The 14,951-nt window shown below is 73.0% G+C and carries 11 protein-coding genes; 6 read left to right on the top strand and 5 right to left on the bottom strand.

The genetic code is table 11. The features are described 5' to 3' along the window. Positions 1-53 precede the first annotated feature (53 nt). The gene (locus AC3ET3_RS04995) at positions 54-683 is read left to right on the top strand and encodes a TetR/AcrR family transcriptional regulator (RefSeq protein WP_432135701.1); all 630 of its coding nucleotides are present in this window, start codon (positions 54-56) and stop codon (positions 681-683) included. A 179-nt stretch (positions 684-862) separates the two neighbouring features. Further along, entirely contained in the window at positions 863-1,921 is a 1,059-nt protein-coding gene (locus tag AC3ET3_RS05000) for an endonuclease/exonuclease/phosphatase family protein (protein WP_432135700.1), read from the top strand. A 32-nt stretch (positions 1,922-1,953) separates the two neighbouring features. Here AC3ET3_RS05000 and AC3ET3_RS05005 read toward each other — a convergent pair whose 3' ends face one another. The 4 genes from AC3ET3_RS05005 to AC3ET3_RS05020 form a co-directional block, all read right to left on the bottom strand. Then, the gene (locus AC3ET3_RS05005; protein ID WP_432135699.1) at positions 1,954-3,993 is read right to left on the bottom strand and encodes an NAD(+) synthase; all 2,040 of its coding nucleotides are present in this window, start codon (positions 3,991-3,993) and stop codon (positions 1,954-1,956) included. Between the two features lie 126 nt (positions 3,994-4,119). After that, on the bottom strand, positions 4,120-6,060 hold the full coding sequence (locus AC3ET3_RS05010; protein ID WP_435611688.1) for a S53 family peptidase: 1,941 nt from the start codon (positions 6,058-6,060) through the stop codon (positions 4,120-4,122). Positions 6,061-6,179: 119 nt separating this feature from the next. Further along, on the bottom strand, positions 6,180-6,848 hold the full coding sequence (locus tag AC3ET3_RS05015; protein WP_435611689.1) for a DUF305 domain-containing protein: 669 nt from the start codon (positions 6,846-6,848) through the stop codon (positions 6,180-6,182). After that, a complete protein-coding gene (locus AC3ET3_RS05020; protein WP_435611690.1) occupies positions 6,845-7,567 on the bottom strand; it encodes a thioredoxin-like domain-containing protein in 723 nt (240 codons plus the stop codon). The genes AC3ET3_RS05015 and AC3ET3_RS05020 overlap by 4 nt, the downstream gene beginning before the upstream one ends. 259 nt (positions 7,568-7,826) lie before the next feature. Between AC3ET3_RS05020 and AC3ET3_RS05025 the strand changes: the two genes are divergently transcribed. Beyond that, on the top strand, positions 7,827-8,264 hold the full coding sequence (locus AC3ET3_RS05025) for an RrF2 family transcriptional regulator (protein ID WP_432135695.1): 438 nt from the start codon (positions 7,827-7,829) through the stop codon (positions 8,262-8,264). Between the two features lie 3 nt (positions 8,265-8,267). Here AC3ET3_RS05025 and AC3ET3_RS05030 read toward each other — a convergent pair whose 3' ends face one another. After that, on the bottom strand, positions 8,268-9,455 hold the full coding sequence (locus tag AC3ET3_RS05030; RefSeq protein WP_432135694.1) for a globin domain-containing protein: 1,188 nt from the start codon (positions 9,453-9,455) through the stop codon (positions 8,268-8,270). Positions 9,456-9,850: 395 nt separating this feature from the next. On the opposite strand from AC3ET3_RS05030, the gene glnA reads away from it, so the two are divergent. The 3 genes from glnA (at position 9,851) to AC3ET3_RS05045 (ending at position 14,799) form a co-directional block, all read left to right on the top strand. Then, a complete protein-coding gene (gene glnA, locus AC3ET3_RS05035; RefSeq protein WP_432135693.1) occupies positions 9,851-11,212 on the top strand; it encodes a type I glutamate--ammonia ligase in 1,362 nt (453 codons plus the stop codon). Between the two features lie 176 nt (positions 11,213-11,388). Beyond that, positions 11,389-11,634, top strand: coding sequence for a hypothetical protein (locus AC3ET3_RS05040; protein WP_435611691.1), 246 nt, complete (start codon positions 11,389-11,391; stop codon positions 11,632-11,634). 156 nt (positions 11,635-11,790) lie between these two features. Continuing rightward, positions 11,791-14,799: a bifunctional [glutamine synthetase] adenylyltransferase/[glutamine synthetase]-adenylyl-L-tyrosine phosphorylase gene (locus AC3ET3_RS05045; protein WP_432135691.1), complete on the top strand. Its 3,009-nt coding sequence runs from the start codon at positions 11,791-11,793 to the stop codon at positions 14,797-14,799. Positions 14,800-14,951: the final 152 nt, after the last annotated feature.

Consider the following 14,951-nt stretch of genomic DNA (forward strand, 5'->3'; position numbering starts at 1 on the left):
GGCCCGGTGGTGACCTGGGAGAATTGGCCCGAGACGACGAAGGGACGACGCAGGTGAGTCTTGCCGGCACACAGGGCGAGGCGGGCAGCCCCGGCCGGGGACGGCCGCGCAGCGAGGCGGTGGAGCGGGCCATCCTCGAAGGGACGATGAAGCTGCTGGAGGACGGCGTCCCGCTGGGCGACATCTCCATCGAGCGGATCGCCCGCACCGCCGGCGTCGGCAAGGCCGCCATCTACCGCCGCTGGAGCGGCAAGGAGGAGCTCTTCGTCGACGTCGTGCGCGCGGCCGAGCCCCCCGATCCCGAGCTGCCCGGCACCGGTCTGCGCGACGACCTGATCGCGCTGCTGGAGACGCTCCGGCGGCGCGGCCTGGCCAAGCGGGGATCGGCGTTCCTGCACACCGTGTACGCCCAGATGAAGAGCAGTCCCAAGGTCTGGGACGCCTACCACCACGGCGTCGTCGAGCCCCGCCGTCGCCTCGCCCTCGACGTCCTGCGCCGGGCGCAGCGGAACGGGGAACTCCGCGCCGACCTGGACCTCGACCTGGTGAACGACATCGTGGTCGGGCCCATGCTGCTGCGCACCATGATGCGTCCCGACGGCGACCTGTCCGAGGGCCTGTCGGCCCGGATCGTGGACACGCTGCTGGAGGGCCTACGCCCCGTCAGTTCAACACAGAACTAGTTGAAATGTGCCCGTTCGGTCACAGCCGCGCCCGAGGCGGCCCCGCGCGGAACTCCTGACGACGCCCCGCTCGTCCTCCTGCCCGTACGGCCGTCCCCGACGGCAGGAACGGAACCGCCCATCCCCTAGGGTCGTAACCGGGGGACGGACGGTGTGCACGGCAGGCGGTGAGGCGACGGATGGCGCAGCAGGCGTACATGACGGAGACGGACAACGGCGGCTCGGGTCCCGAGCGCCGGAGCGACCGGCTTCGGCGCCTGACGGTCCGTCTGATCGGCCGGCTCACCTCGGGCTGGCGCGGCGACCCGCGGATCTGGCGCCGCGGCCTGGTCGTGGCCGCCCTCGCGGCGGCCCTGTCCCTGGTGCTCCTGCTGCACGCGCGGATCCCCAACCGCTACGGCAACCTGGGCAGTCTCACCGAGACGTTCCTGCCCTGGCTGGGCCTGCTCGTCCCGGTGTTCCTGCTGTGCGCGCTGCTGCGCCGGTCCGCGACCGCGCTGATCGCGACGGCCCTCCCGGCGGCGGTCTGGCTGAACTCCTTCGGCGGGCTGCTCACCGACAAGACCGGCGCCGACGGCGACCTCACGGTCGCCACGCACAACGTCAACGCCGACAACCCCGACCCGTCCGGCACCGCCCGCGACGTGGCCGCCGCCGGCGCCGACGTGCTCGCCCTGGAGGAACTGAAGGCGTCCGCCGTGCCGACGTACCAGAAGGCGCTGGCGACGACCTACCGGTACCACGAGGTGGTCGGCACCGTCGGGCTCTGGAGCAAGTACCCCCTGAGCGAGGTGCGGGCCGTCGACATCAAGCTGGGCTGGAAGCGGGCGATGCGGGCCACGGTGACCACCCCGCAGGGGCCGGTCGCCGTGTTCGTCGCCCACCTGCCGTCGGTACGGGTCAAGGCGGAGGCCGGGTTCACCGCCCGGCAGCGCGACAAGAGCGCCGACGCGCTCGGCGAGGCCATCGCCGCCGACGCGCTGTCGCGCAAGATCCTGCTCGGCGACCTCAACGGCACCATGAACGACCGCGCGCTGAACGCCGTGACCTCGCAGATGCGCTCCACCCAGGGCGCGGTCGGCCACGGGTTCGGCTTCACCTGGCCGGCGTCGTTCCCGATGGCCCGGATCGACCAGATCATGGTCAGCGGGGTGGAGCCGGTCACCTCCTGGACCCTCCCGGAGACGGGCAGCGACCACCTCCCGGTGGCGGCGCGGGTGACCCTCGGCACCGACTGAGCCGCTGTCCGCGCCGCCCCGCGGGCCCTGGCCTACTGGTCGAAGCGCTCCAGATCCCGCAGCCAGGCCCGTGCCGAACCGTCGCTCGGCGCCCGCCAGTCGCCGCGCGGCGAGAGCGAACCGCCCGCCGAGACCTTCGGCCCGTTCGGCATCGCCGAGCGCTTGAACTGCGCGAAGGCGAAGAACCGCCGGCAGAACACCTCCAGCCAGCGCCGGATCTCCGGCAGCTCGTAGGCGACGCGCTCGGCCTCCGGGAAGTTCGGCGGCCAGGCGCCGTCCTTCGCGTCGTGCCAGGCGTGCCAGGCCAGGAAGGCGATCTTCGACGGCCGGAAGCCGTAGCGCAGCACATGGAAGAGCGTGAAGTCGTGCAGCGCGTACGGCCCGATCTTGGACTCGGTGGACTGCATCTCCTCGCCGGGCACCAGCTCCGGGCTGATCTCGGTGTCGAGGATCGCGGCCAGCGTCCGGCCGGCCTCCTCGCCGAACTGGCCGGTACTGATGACCCATCGGATCAGATGCTGGATCAGCGTCTTCGGCACGCCCGAGTTGACGTTGTAGTGGCTCATCTGGTCGCCCACGCCGTACGTGGACCAGCCGAGCGCCAGCTCCGACAGGTCACCGGTGCCGAGCACGATGCCGCCGCGCTGGTTGGCCAGCCGGAACAGGTAGTCGGTGCGCAGCCCGGCCTGCACGTTCTCGAAGGTGACGTCGTACTGCGGCTCGCCGGAGGCGAAGGGGTGCCCCATCTCCTGGAGCATCAGCCGGGCGGTCGGCGTGATGTCCAGCTCGGCCGCGGTGACGCCGAGCGACTCCATCAGCCGGTGGGCGTTGCCCTTGGTGTGGTCGCTGGTGGCGAAGCCGGGCAGGGTGAAGGCCAGGATGTCGCTGCGCGGCCGGCCCGCCCGGTCCATCGCGCGGGCCGCGACGATCAGCGCGTGCGTGGAGTCCAGGCCGCCGGACACCCCGATGACCACCTTCGGGCCGCCGATCGCCGCCAGCCGCTGCTGGAGCCCCTCGACCTGGATGTTGTACGCCTCGTAGCAGTCCAGGGCGAGCCGGTCGGCATCGGCCGGCACGAACGGGAAGCGCTCCACCCGGCGGCGCAGCCCCAGGTCGGTGAACGGCGGGTCCAGCTCGAAGCCGACCGTCCGGAAGTGGCCGGTGCGCGCCTGGTGGGTGCGGCGGTTGTCGTCGAACGTGCCCATGCGCTGCCGCTCCTGCCGCAGCAGGTCCAGGTCGACGTCGGCGACGGCGTACTGGTCGGCGAGCGGGAACCGCTCGGACTCGGCGAGCAGCGCCCCGTTCTCGTAGATCATGGTCTGCCCGTCCCAGGACAGGTCGGTGGTCGACTCGCCGAGGCCGGCCGCCGCGTAGACGTACGCCGCGAGGCAGCGCGAGGACGCCGAACGGCACAGCAGCCTGCGGTCCTCGGCGCGCCCCACCGTGATCGGGCTGCCGGACAGGTTGACCAGCACGGTGGCCCCGGCGAGCGCGGCCTCCGCGCTCGGCGGCACCGGCACCCACATGTCCTCGCACACCTCGGCGTGCAGCACCAGCCCGGGCACGTCCGCCGCCTCGAAGAGGAGGTCCGTGCCGAAGGGCACGTCCCGGCCGCCGACCCGGACGGTGCCGCCGCGCTCGTCGTCGCCCCCGGCGATCTGCCGGCGTTCGTAGAACTCCCGGTAGTTCGGCGGGTACGACTTGGGCACGACACCGAGGACCCGTCCCCGGTGCACGACGACCGCGCAGTTGTAGACCCGGTTGCGGTGGCGCAGCGGAGCACCCACCACCAGCACCGGCAGCAGGTCGGCCGACCCGGCCACCACGCTCGCCAGGGCCGCCTCGACCTCGTCGAGGAGCGCGTCCTGGAGCAGCAGGTCCTCGATCGAGTAGCCGCACAGCACCATCTCGGGGAAGACGGCGACCGCGACCCCCTCCTCGGCGCACCGGCGCGCCTGCCGCAGGACCGCTTCGGCGTTGGCGGGCGGGTCGGCGATGACGGTGTGGCCCGTGCAGGCGGCGACGCGCGCGAAGCCGTGCTGATAGATCGACCAGAAGTTCAAGGGAGGCACCCGGCCAGTGTAATCGTCAGAGCGACGCGATGGGGTGGTGCGGGGGTGCGGAACACTCCCGCACGGCGAAGGGGCGCGGGGTGTGGGCCACCCCGCGCCCCCTGAGGTGCCGTCGCCGGCGGTCACTCAGCGGCGCCGGTACGACTCCACGTAGCCCCTGGCGGGCGAGCCCACCCCGGTCACGGCGTCGTAGCCCTTCACCGCGGACAGCGAGCTGTCCTTGCCGAGGCTGCGCACGGAGGTGACCAGGCCGTCGGCCGCGTCGAAGCCGTTGGCGTAGTCGACGCGGGCGACCGCCAGGCCGGAGCCGGTCGGGTCGTCCGTCACGTCGTGGTAGACGCGGGTGCCGGCCTTGGCGTAGATCGCCGGGTTGGCGAAGCCGATGGGCTTGCCGCCGCGGGCCTCGGTGGCCAGCGCCTGCACGGCCGCGATCACCGGCGCGGCGAGCGAGGTGCCGCCGATGCGGTACTCGCTGTAGCGCTGGGACCCGTCCGGGAAGGTCTGCGTCTGGCCCACCCGGAAGCCGGTGTTCGGGTCGGCGATGGCCGCGATGTCCGGCACGACCCGGTTGCCCGCGGCGTGGTGGGCGGTGGCCAGCGCCTGCGGGACGACGCCCTTCTGGTAGTACGGCTGCGGGACCGTCCGGCTGGTGCCGCCGCCCGCGCCCGAGGTGAACGCGCCGGGGAACGCCGTCCAGCTCGTGCCGTCGGCCGACAGGGTCGCCTTCTCGGTGCCCCAGCCGGTCTCCCACAGGTACCTGTCGTGCTTGCCGACCGCCAGTGAGGTGCCGCCGACCGCCGTCACCCACGCCGAGTTCGCCGGGGTGTCGACCTGCTTGGTGCCGGTGCTCGCGACCTCGTCGCCGTTGTCCCCGGAGGAGAAGTAGAAGCCGATGCCCTCCACCGCGCCGAACTGGAACACCTGGTCGTAGGCGGCCGCCAGGTCCGGCGTCTGGTTGGCCTCGATGTCGCCCCAGGAGTTGGAGACGACGTCGGCCAGGTGGTTGTCCACGATCTTGCTCAGCGAGTCGAGCAGATCGTCGTCGTAGCAGGACGCGGCCCCGACGTACACGACGTCCGCGGCCGGGGCGACGGCGTGCACGGCCTCCACGTCGAGGGTCTCCTCGCCGTACCAGCCGGCCGCCGAGCACTCCTCGGTCCTGGTGTACTCGCCGGGCAGCACCTGGGTGAGCTGTCCGGTGCGCCACCTGGCGTCGCCGTGCTTCCTCGCGTAGCTGCCCGCGTCGAAGGCGATCGTCGGGGAGGCGTAGGCGTCCGTGATGGCGACCCGCACCCCGCGCCCGGTGCGCCGGCCCGCGCCGTAGGCGGCGCGCAGCTGCCTGCCGGTGTAGCCCCGGACGGCGTAGGGGACCTTGGTGCCGTAGGCGTCGGGCAGGGTGGTCGCGGTCTTCGAGCCGTAGTACGAGGAGAACGGCCCGGCGTTGCGGAACACCTGGTCCGGCGGGGGCAGCTGGTCCTTGGCCCGGGCCCGGTGCGGGGCGTTGTCCAGGCCGGTGACGGTGAGCACGGCCCCGGCCAGGCCGGCGGGCACCGTCGCGGTCCGCTCGGGCGCGCGGTAGGTCCGCCCGTCCTTGCGGTACTCGTGCAGCTGGGTGCCGAACGCCCGCTCGGCGGCGGCGACATCACCGGTGACGGAGACGTAGTGCCGGCTGACGCCGGTGACCCGCAGGCCGGCCGAGGTCAGCCAGGACTTCACGGCCGCCACCTGGCCGTCGGTCGCGCCGAAGCGGTTCTGCGCCTGCGCCGCGCTCAGATACCTGCCGTACGACGGGGAGTGCGGGTCGGACACGGCCCGGGCGTAGGCGGCGAGGCCGGCGGCGTCCCGGCCGGCGAGGTAGACGCGGGCGGAGAACGCGGCGCCGTCGGCGGTGGCACCGCGGTCGGCGGCGGCCGTGGCCCACGCCGGCCGGGTCCCGGCGAGCGTCTGCCGGGCCGGGTGGTCCGCGGCGTGCGCCGCGGGTATGCCGAGCGCGAGCGCACCGGCGAGCATCGGCAGTGTCGCCGCCATGCTCACACCGGCGCGCAGCACGGCACGTTCGGATCTCATGGAGCCCCCTGGAAGTGGTCCGTCGCGAGCGGTCGACTCGCCCCGCCACTCTTTCGATGAACCGTTCATGCCAGGGGAATGCGAAGATCAAAGAGAGCCCAAGTAACCTAATGCCGGGGTCATTTGGCAAAAGCGAGCCCACGGCCCAGGTGCCGGGCGGGCGCTAAGGACGCGGCTTCGCCCCCCCGCTTCGCGAGCATGTCCGCCATGAGCCTGATCTCCGACCGCTGCGCGGCGACCATGCCCCGCGCCAGCCGCTTCTCCACGCCCACCTCGCACTTGGCGGCACAGCCCTCGGCCATGTGGACGCCGCCCTCGTGATGGTCCGTCATCAACTGCAGGAACAGGATCTCCGCCTGCCTGCCGTCGAGTTCGCCGAGCTTCGCCATCTCGGCGCCGGTGGCCATGCCCGGCATCAGCGCGCCGTCCTCGGCGGGCAGTTCGCGCATCCCCATCCACGCCATCGGCGCGGCCGGCGACGTCTTCGGCAGCTCCCACAGGTCGAGCCAGCCGAGCATCATGCCGCGCTGGTTGGCCTGGGTCTGCGCGATGTCGTAGGCCAGGCGCCGCACCTCGGGGTCGTCGGTGCGGTCGCGCACGATGTACGCCATCTCGACGGCCTGCTGGTGGTGGACCGCCATGTCCCGGGCGAACCCGGCGTCCGCCGAGTCGGCGGTCGGCACCGAGGCGGCCGGCCCGCCGTCCTCGGCGACCGCGTAGGTGATGGCGCCGGCCGCGACCAGGGCGGCTGCCGCGGCCCCCGCGATCCACGCGACGTGCTTCCTCACTTCATCGCCCCGCCCGTGCACGAGGCGCCCGGTTCGGGGGTCTGCGCACCCTGGACGTACTTCTGCAGGAACGCGTCGACGTGCGGATCGCCCGCACCGGTCACCGAGCGCTGCACCCCCCACGCCGTCAGCATGATCGGGTCCTTCTGCCGGTCGTCCGGGCTCATGAACGTGTACGGCGTCCTCTTCACCTTCGCCGCCAGCGCCGCCACGTCCGCCTCGGACGCCTCGGACGCCTCTTCGGTGTACGTCACCCACACCGCGCCGTGCTCCAGCGCGTGCACCGCGTTCTCGTTGCGCACGGGCTCGGTGTAGACCTGGGCGTCGCAGTTCAGCCAGACCGGGTGGTGGTCGCCGCCCACCGGGGGCTCGACCGGGTAGTCCACCGACCTCGTGACGTGGTTGCGGGACGGCTCGCCCTTCCAGGTGTGCACGCCGTCGGCGTCCGCGGGGAAGTCGCCCGAGCTCTTGGCGTCCGCCGTGTCCTTGGGCGTGTTCTTGGCCGTGTCCTCGGCCGTGTCCTTGACCGAGGCGCCGCCGCCGTCGTCGGACTGCGAGCGCACCAGGAAGACACCACCGGCGGCGAGTCCGGCGACCACCACCGCGCTCACCGCGACGGTCAGGATGCGGGTCCGCCGCGCGCGAGCCTGCTCGGCACGGCGCATCTCGGCTATGCGCGCCGTGCGCGCCGCGTTGCCGGTCTTGTCGGCGGGACCCATGGGCCAGTCCTTCTGGGGGTGGGGACGCTCGGGAAAGCGACGAGGCGGTGGGGGCCGGTCGGGGCGGTGGGGCGACCGGGATGTCGGGGAGGGTGGGACAGCCGGGGACAGCGGGGGACAGCGGGGGAACGGCGGGGACTGCGGGGACTGCGGGGACGTTCGAGTCCGCTGATCCTAAGGGGAAGCGCTCTCCGCCGTGGCGGCCCGTGGGTGAAACGATTTTTTGAACCGGGGATGCGCATTATCTACGCTGCTTCCCATGCGGCTGTTGCGCTCCACCGACCTGGCCCTGCGGATCCTCATGCGGCTCGCCGTCGAGGCCGCGGCCACCCCTGCCACCCGCGAGGTCGCCGCCGACATGGGCGTTCCCTACACCCACGCCGCCAAGGTCGTCGCCGAGCTGCGGCACATGGGACTGGTCGACGCCCGCCGGGGCCGCGGCGGCGGGCTCGCCATCAGCGCGGCCGGCCGCACCGTCTCGGTGGGGGCCGTGGTGCGCGCCTTCGAGGGCGACACCGAGGTCGTCGAGTGCGAGGGCGACACCCCCTGCCCGCTCAACGCAGACTGCCGGCTGCGCGGGGCACTGCGACGGGCCCAGGAGGCGTTCTACGCCTCGCTGGACCCGTTGACGATCACCGACGTCACCGCCGGCTCCACCGGCCCGCTGCTGCTGCGGATCGGCCGGCGGCCGGACTGAGCCTCAGCCCTCCTGGCCCAGCCACAGGTCCGGCCCGAACACCTCGTAGTGGATGTCCGCCGGGGCCACTCCCTTGGCGATCAGCTGGGAGCGCACCATCCGCATGAAGGGCAGCGGTCCGCACAGGTACGCGCGCGTGCCGGGCGCGACCGGGACGTCGGCCAGGTCGACCAGACCGGAACCGTTGTCGAGGGGCGCGTCCTCCTCGTACCAGAGGTGGACGTCCGCCTCCGGGAGCTTCGCCGCGTACGCCAGGTGCTCGGCGCGCAGCGCGTGGGCGGCGGGGGAGCGGTCGCCGTGCACCACGGTGACCGGGGCGCGGTGGCCGCGGTCGGCGAGCTGGGCCAGCATCGCCACCATGGGCGTCACGCCGATGCCCGCCGAGGCCAGCAGCAGCGGCGTGTCCTCGGTGCCGTCGAGCACCAGGTCGCCGTACGGGTCCGAGAGCTGCACCACGTCGCCCACCTGGATGCGCGCGTGCAGGTGGTTGGAGACCTCGCCCTCCGGCGTCGTCCCGCCCGCGACCCGCTTGACGCTGATCTGCCGCACGGACGAGCCGGGCGCGCCGCTCAGGGTGTACTGGCGGATCTGCCGGGCACCGTCCGGCAGCCGGACGCCCACCGAGACGTACTGGCCGGCGCGGAAGTCGCGCACCGGGCCGCCGTCCACCGGGCGCATTCGGAAGGTGGCCACGTCGTCGGTCTCGGCGACCCGCTCCACTACCTCCCACTCGCGCCACTCGAAGCCGCCGTTCTCCTCGTACAGCCGCTTCTCCAGCGCGATCAGCGCGTTCGCCATCAGCCAGTAGACCTCGTCCCAGGCTGCGGCGACCTCCGGGGTGACCGCCTCGCCGAGGACCTCGACGATGGCGGCGAAGAGGTGCTCGTGGACGATCGGGTACTGCTCGGCGGTGACGCCCAGTGAGGCGTGCTTGTGCGCGATGCGGCCGAGCATCGCGTCCGGGCGCTCGTCCGGGTGGTCCACCAGGTACGTGGCGAAGGCGGCGATGGAGCCCGCGAGGGCCTGCTTCTGGGTGCCGGCGGCCTGGTTGCCCCGGTTGAACAGGTCCCGGAGCAGCTCGGGGTGGGCGGCGAACATGCGCGGGTAGAAGCGCTCGGTGATCTCGCCTATGGCCGCGCCGACGACGGGGAGGGTGGCACGCACGGTGGCAGCGGACTGCTCGGACAGCATCAGGGCTCCTTGGGAATCGACCGTCTGTCGGCATCCATTAAAACTTGCATTCGGGATGCCAATTAACCTTGGGCGGTTTTGGGGCCGGTCGGCCGCGGTCCTGGGGCCGAACGGACCAGTGGCCGGGACCGGACGGACCCGGGCGGCGCCCCGGCGGACCGGGGCCGGGGTGCGAACGAGCGGGGCCGGGCATTACGGATGTCGGTCCGAGCAGGCAAGATGGGCGGCAGAGCGGTACACCTGCCGGCCGCGGGCGTTCATCCCGGGGCCGGCCGGCCGATCAAGGTCGGCAACGCGGACGAAACGCTGTTGTGGTGGGATGCTCAGGTGCCCGACCGCCTCTCGACCGGCACCGGAGACAGGCGGCCTGACCAGCAAGGATGGGGAAGCGGAAGATGGACAAGCAGCAGGAGTTCGTGCTCCGGACGTTGGAGGAGCGCGACATCCGGTTCGTACGCCTGTGGTTCACGGACGTGCTGGGCTTCCTCAAGTCCGTCGCCGTGGCCCCGGCCGAGCTGGAGCAGGCCTTCGACGAGGGCATCGGATTCGACGGCTCCGCGATCGAGGGCTTCGCCCGGGTCTACGAGTCCGACATGATCGCCAAGCCGGACCCGTCCACCTTCCAGATCCTGCCCTGGCGCGCCGAGGCCCCCGGCACCGCCCGCATGTTCTGCGACATCCTCATGCCGGACGGCTCCCCGTCCTTCGCCGACCCGCGCTACGTCCTCAAGCGCGCCCTGGCCCGCACCTCCGACCTCGGCTTCACCTTCTACACCCACCCCGAGATCGAGTTCTTCCTGCTGAAGGACCGCCCGCTGGACGGCTCGCGCCCCACCCCGGCCGACAACTCCGGCTACTTCGACCACACCCCGCAGAACATCGGCATGGACTTCCGCCGCCAGGCGATCACCATGCTGGAGTCGATGGGCATCTCGGTCGAGTTCTCCCACCACGAGGGCGCCCCCGGCCAGCAGGAGATCGACCTGCGCTACGCCGACGCCCTCTCCACGGCCGACAACGTCATGACGTTCCGCCTGGTCATGAAGCAGGTGGCGCTGGAGCAGGGCGTCCAGGCGACCTTCATGCCGAAGCCGTTCTCCGAGCACCCCGGCAGCGGCATGCACACCCACCTGTCCCTCTTCGAGGGCGACCGCAACGCGTTCTACGAGTCCGGCGCCGAGTACCAGCTCTCCAAGGTCGGCCGCTCCTTCATCGCGGGCCTGCTCAAGCACGCCGCGGAGATCTCGGCGGTCACCAACCAGTGGGTGAACAGCTACAAGCGCATCTGGGGCGGCACCGAGCGCACCGCCGGCGCCGGCGGTGAGGCCCCCTCGTACATCTGCTGGGGCCACAACAACCGCTCCGCGCTGGTCCGCGTCCCGATGTACAAGCCCGGCAAGACCGGCTCGGCCCGTGTCGAGGTCCGCTCCATCGACTCCGGCGCCAACCCCTACCTCACCTACGCCGTCCTCCTGGCCGCCGGCCTCAAGGGCATCGAGGAGGGCTACGAGCTTCCCCCGGGCGCCGAGGACGACGTCTGGGCCCTCTCCGACGCCGAACGCCGCGCGTTGGGCATCGAGCCGCTGCCCCAGAACCTCGGCGAGGCCCTGACCCTCATGGAACGCAGCGACCTCGTCGCCGAGACCCTCGGCGAGCACGTCTTCGACTTCTTCCTGCGCAACAAGCGCCAGGAGTGGGAGGAGTACCGCAGCGAGGTCACCGCGTTCGAGCTGCGGAAGAGCCTGCCGGTTCTCTAGGAGCGCCGCCGGTGAAGGCGCCCGTGTCCGAGGCGCCTTCATACGCACACTATTTCGTAATAACTGCCCGATTCGTCTTGACGTTCCTCCACACCATGACAAGCGTGGCCAGGAGACGCGACAGTCCGGCGAGACGTTCTGCCGCACAGCCGAGAGCGGAATCGGAGGCTGAGCGCATGACCAGCAGACTGAGGGCGAAGCGGATCGGGGCGGCCGTCGGCGCCGCTGCCGCCGTGTGCGCACTGAGCCTGGGCGGCGCGAGCGTCGCGGACGCGAAGATCCAGCCGGTGGACACCTCGTGCACCAACGGAGGCGGCCACGAGCCGGGCGGTCAGCAGCCGACCTGCACGGGCAACGGGCTCACCCAGAACAGCGAGAACCAGAACCCCGCGGGCCACGCCCCGCCAGGACAGAACCGCTGACCCACTCCACCACGCAACACCTACCGGGCGGCCCGAGCGGGCCGCCCCTCCTCGTCCGCGGGCCCCCTCGGCGCCACCGAGAACTCCCCGGAGCCTCCCGCGGACTCTGCGGCTAGGCTCGACTCCGTACGACCTTGATCCGAGGGGAGCCCGCAGATGACGGTGCCGGGGCGCAGGAGCAGTACCTTCACACGGCTGCTGCGGCACGGCTTCACCGACCCCTCCGCCGCGGAGCGTCTCCTCGACAGCGTCGAGCTGGCCCCGGTGCGCGACGACCCGGTCCTGCTCGACGCGCTCGGCGCGACCGCCGACCCGGACCTCGCCCTGCACGGCCTGGTACGGCTGCTGGAGGCGCAGCCCGGACCCACCGCCCGCCGTGAGCTGCTGGACACCCTGACGTCGGCCAAGCCGCTGCGCGACCGGCTGCTCGGCGTGCTCGGCGCCTCCGCCGCCCTCGCCGACCACCTCGCCCGGCACCCCCGCGACTGGCACGCCCTCGTCCAGTACGAGCCGAGCGACCTGCACCCCGGCGTGGAAGAGTTCGAGGCCGGTCTCGCCGAGGCCGGCGATCCGGTCGGCCTGCGCGTCGCCTACCGGCGCTGCCTGCTGGCCATCGCCGCCCGGGACGTGTGCGGCACCACGGACGTCGCCCAGTGCGCGGCCGAGCTGGCCGACCTCGCCACGGCCACCCTGCGCGCCGCCCTGGCCCTCGCCCGGGCCGCCGCACCCGACGACGCCGCGCTGTGCCGGCTCTCGGTGATCGCGATGGGCAAGTGCGGCGGCCATGAGCTGAACTACGTCTCGGACGTCGACGTCATCTTCGTCGGCGAGCCGGCCGAGGGCGCCGACGAGGGCAAGGCGCTGCGCGCCGCGACCAAGCTCGCCTCCCACATGATGCGGATCTGCTCCGAGACGACCGTGGAGGGCTCCATCTGGCCGGTGGACGCCAACCTGCGGCCCGAGGGCCGGAACGGCCCGCTGGTGCGCACCCTCAGCAGCCACCTCGCCTACTACCAGCGCTGGGCCAAGACCTGGGAGTTCCAGGCGCTGCTGAAGGCCCGCCCGGTGGCCGGCGACCCGGCGCTCGGCGAGGAGTACATCGCCGCCCTGGAACCCCTGGTGTGGCAGGCGGCCGAGCGCGAGAACTTCGTCACCGACGTGCAGAAGATGCGCCGCCGGGTCGTCGAGAACATCCCCGTCGCCGAGGTCGACCGCGAGCTGAAGCTCGGCCCCGGCGGACTGCGCGACGTCGAGTTCGCCGTCCAGCTGCTGCAGCTGGTGCACGGCCGCACCGACCCCTCGCTGCGCAGCGGCACCACCCTGAACGCGCTGAAGGCCCTCGCCGCCGGCGGCTACGTCGGCCGCGACGACGCCGCCCGGCTCGACGAGGCGTACCGCTTCCTGCGCTCCATGGAGCACCGCATCCAGCTCTACCGGCTGCGCCGCACCCACCTCGTCCCCGAGGACGAGACCGACCAGCGGCGTCTCGGCCGCTCCCTCGGCCTGCGCGCCGACCCGGTCGCGGACCTCAACCGCGAGTGGAAGCGGCACGCCGCCGTCGTACGCCGGCTGCACGAGAAGCTGTTCTACCGGCCGCTGCTCGACGCCGTCGCCCAGCTCGCCCCCGGCGAGGCCCGGCTGCGGCCCGAGGCGGCCCGCGAACGACTCGTCGCCCTCGGCTACGCCGACCCCGCCGCCGCCCTGCGCCACCTGGAGGCGCTCGCCTCCGGAGTCACCCGCAAGGCCGCCATCCAGCGCACGCTCCTGCCCGTCCTGCTGGGCTGGTTCGCCGACTCCGCGGACCCCGACGCCGGGCTGCTCAACTTCCGCAAGGTGTCGGACGCGCTGGGCAAGACCCCGTGGTACCTGCGGCTGCTGCGGGACGAGGGGGCCGCCGCCGAGAACCTGGCCCGGGTGCTGTCGGCCGGCCGCCTCGCCCCCGACCTGCTGATGCGCGCCCCGGAGGCGGTGGCCCTGCTCGGCGACGGCGACGGCGGAACCGAGGGCGGCGGCCTCCAGCCGCGCGGGCGCGCGCACCTGGAGCAGGAGATGCTCGCCGGCGTCGGCCGCGCCGGCACCGCCGAACAGGCCGTCACCGCGGTACGCGGGGTGCGCCGCCGGGAGCTGTTCCGCACGGCCGCCGGGGACATCGTCAGCTCCTACGGCACCGAGGCCCGCCCCGCCGAGCCCGACCAGGGAGCCCTGGTCGACCGGGTCGGCGCCGCCGTCTCCGACCTCACCGCGGCCACCTTGGCGGGCACCCTGCGGGCAGTGGTCAGGGACGGCTGGGGGGAGACCCTGCCCACCCGGTTCGCGGTCATCGGCATGGGACGCTTCGGCGGCCACGAACTGGGCTACGGCTCCGACGCCGACGTCCTGTTCGTCCACGAGCCGCGCGACGGCGTGGACGAGCGGGAGGCCGCCCAGGCCGCGAACCGGGTCGTCGCCGAGATGCGCCGGCTGCTGCAGATCCCCAGCGCCGACCCGCCCCTGCTGATCGACGCCGACCTGCGCCCCGAGGGCAAGTCGGGCCCGATGGTGCGGACCCTGAAGTCGTACGGGGCCTACTACCACCGCTGGTCGCTGGTCTGGGAGTCGCAGGCGCTGCTGCGGGCCGAACCGGTCGCCGGCGACGAGGAGCTGGGCCGCCGCTTCGTCGAGCTGATCGACCCGCTGCGCTACCCGGAGCGGGGGCTCGGCGACGAGGCCGTGCGCGAGATCCGGCGGCTCAAGGCCCGCATGGAGGCCGAGCGGATGCCGCGTGGCGCCGACCCCAAGCTGCACACCAAGCTGGGGCCGGGCGGGCTGTCCGACGTCGAGTGGACCGTGCAGTTGCTGCAGCTGCGGCACGGCTGGGCCGAGCCCGGGCTGCGCACCACCCGCACCCGGGACGCCCTCGCGGCGGCGCGAGCGGCCGGCCTCATCGACGCCGAGAGCGCGGAGATCCTCGACGAGGCGTGGGTGCTGGCGACACGGGTGCGCAACGCGGTGATGCTGGTGCGCGGGCGGGCCGGCGACACGTTCCCCTCCGAGAGCCGGGAGCTCGCCGCCGTGGGCCGGTACCTGGGCTACGGGCCCGGGCACGTGGGGGAGCTGCTCGACGCGTACCGCCGTACGGCGCGGCGGGCGCGGGGGGTCGTGGACGAACTGTTCTACGGCGCGTGACGGCTCTGCGCCCCGCGGCGGCCGGCGGTGCCGGTGGGGTCGGGGCCGAGGCGGGTGGCCGGCGGGCGGGAGTGCCGTAGGTGTGTCCAGGCACCGGGCAGAGAGGTCGCCGGTGTCCAGGCACCGGCCAGAGAGGTCGTCGGCGTCGCTGC

Source organism: Streptomyces sp. bgisy159 (genome assembly GCF_057707805.1).

What these genes read in the sequence shown, in the direction of transcription:
- AC3ET3_RS05010 (WP_435611688.1), bottom strand. Translation starts at nt 6,060, where the DNA reads ATGAGATCCGAACGTGCCGTGCTGCGCGCCGGTGTGAGCATGGCGGCG.
- AC3ET3_RS05030 (WP_432135694.1), bottom strand. Translation starts at nt 9,455, where the DNA reads ATGCTGTCCGAGCAGTCCGCTGCCACCGTGCGTGCCACCCTCCCCGTC.
- AC3ET3_RS05025 (WP_432135695.1), top strand. Translation starts at nt 7,827, where the DNA reads ATGCGGCTGTTGCGCTCCACCGACCTGGCCCTGCGGATCCTCATGCGG.
- glnA (WP_432135693.1), top strand. Translation starts at nt 9,851, where the DNA reads ATGGACAAGCAGCAGGAGTTCGTGCTCCGGACGTTGGAGGAGCGCGAC.
- AC3ET3_RS05000 (WP_432135700.1), top strand. Translation starts at nt 863, where the DNA reads ATGGCGCAGCAGGCGTACATGACGGAGACGGACAACGGCGGCTCGGGT.
- AC3ET3_RS05020 (WP_435611690.1), bottom strand. Translation starts at nt 7,567, where the DNA reads ATGGGTCCCGCCGACAAGACCGGCAACGCGGCGCGCACGGCGCGCATA.
- AC3ET3_RS05045 (WP_432135691.1), top strand. Translation starts at nt 11,791, where the DNA reads ATGACGGTGCCGGGGCGCAGGAGCAGTACCTTCACACGGCTGCTGCGG.
- AC3ET3_RS05040 (WP_435611691.1), top strand. Translation starts at nt 11,389, where the DNA reads ATGACCAGCAGACTGAGGGCGAAGCGGATCGGGGCGGCCGTCGGCGCC.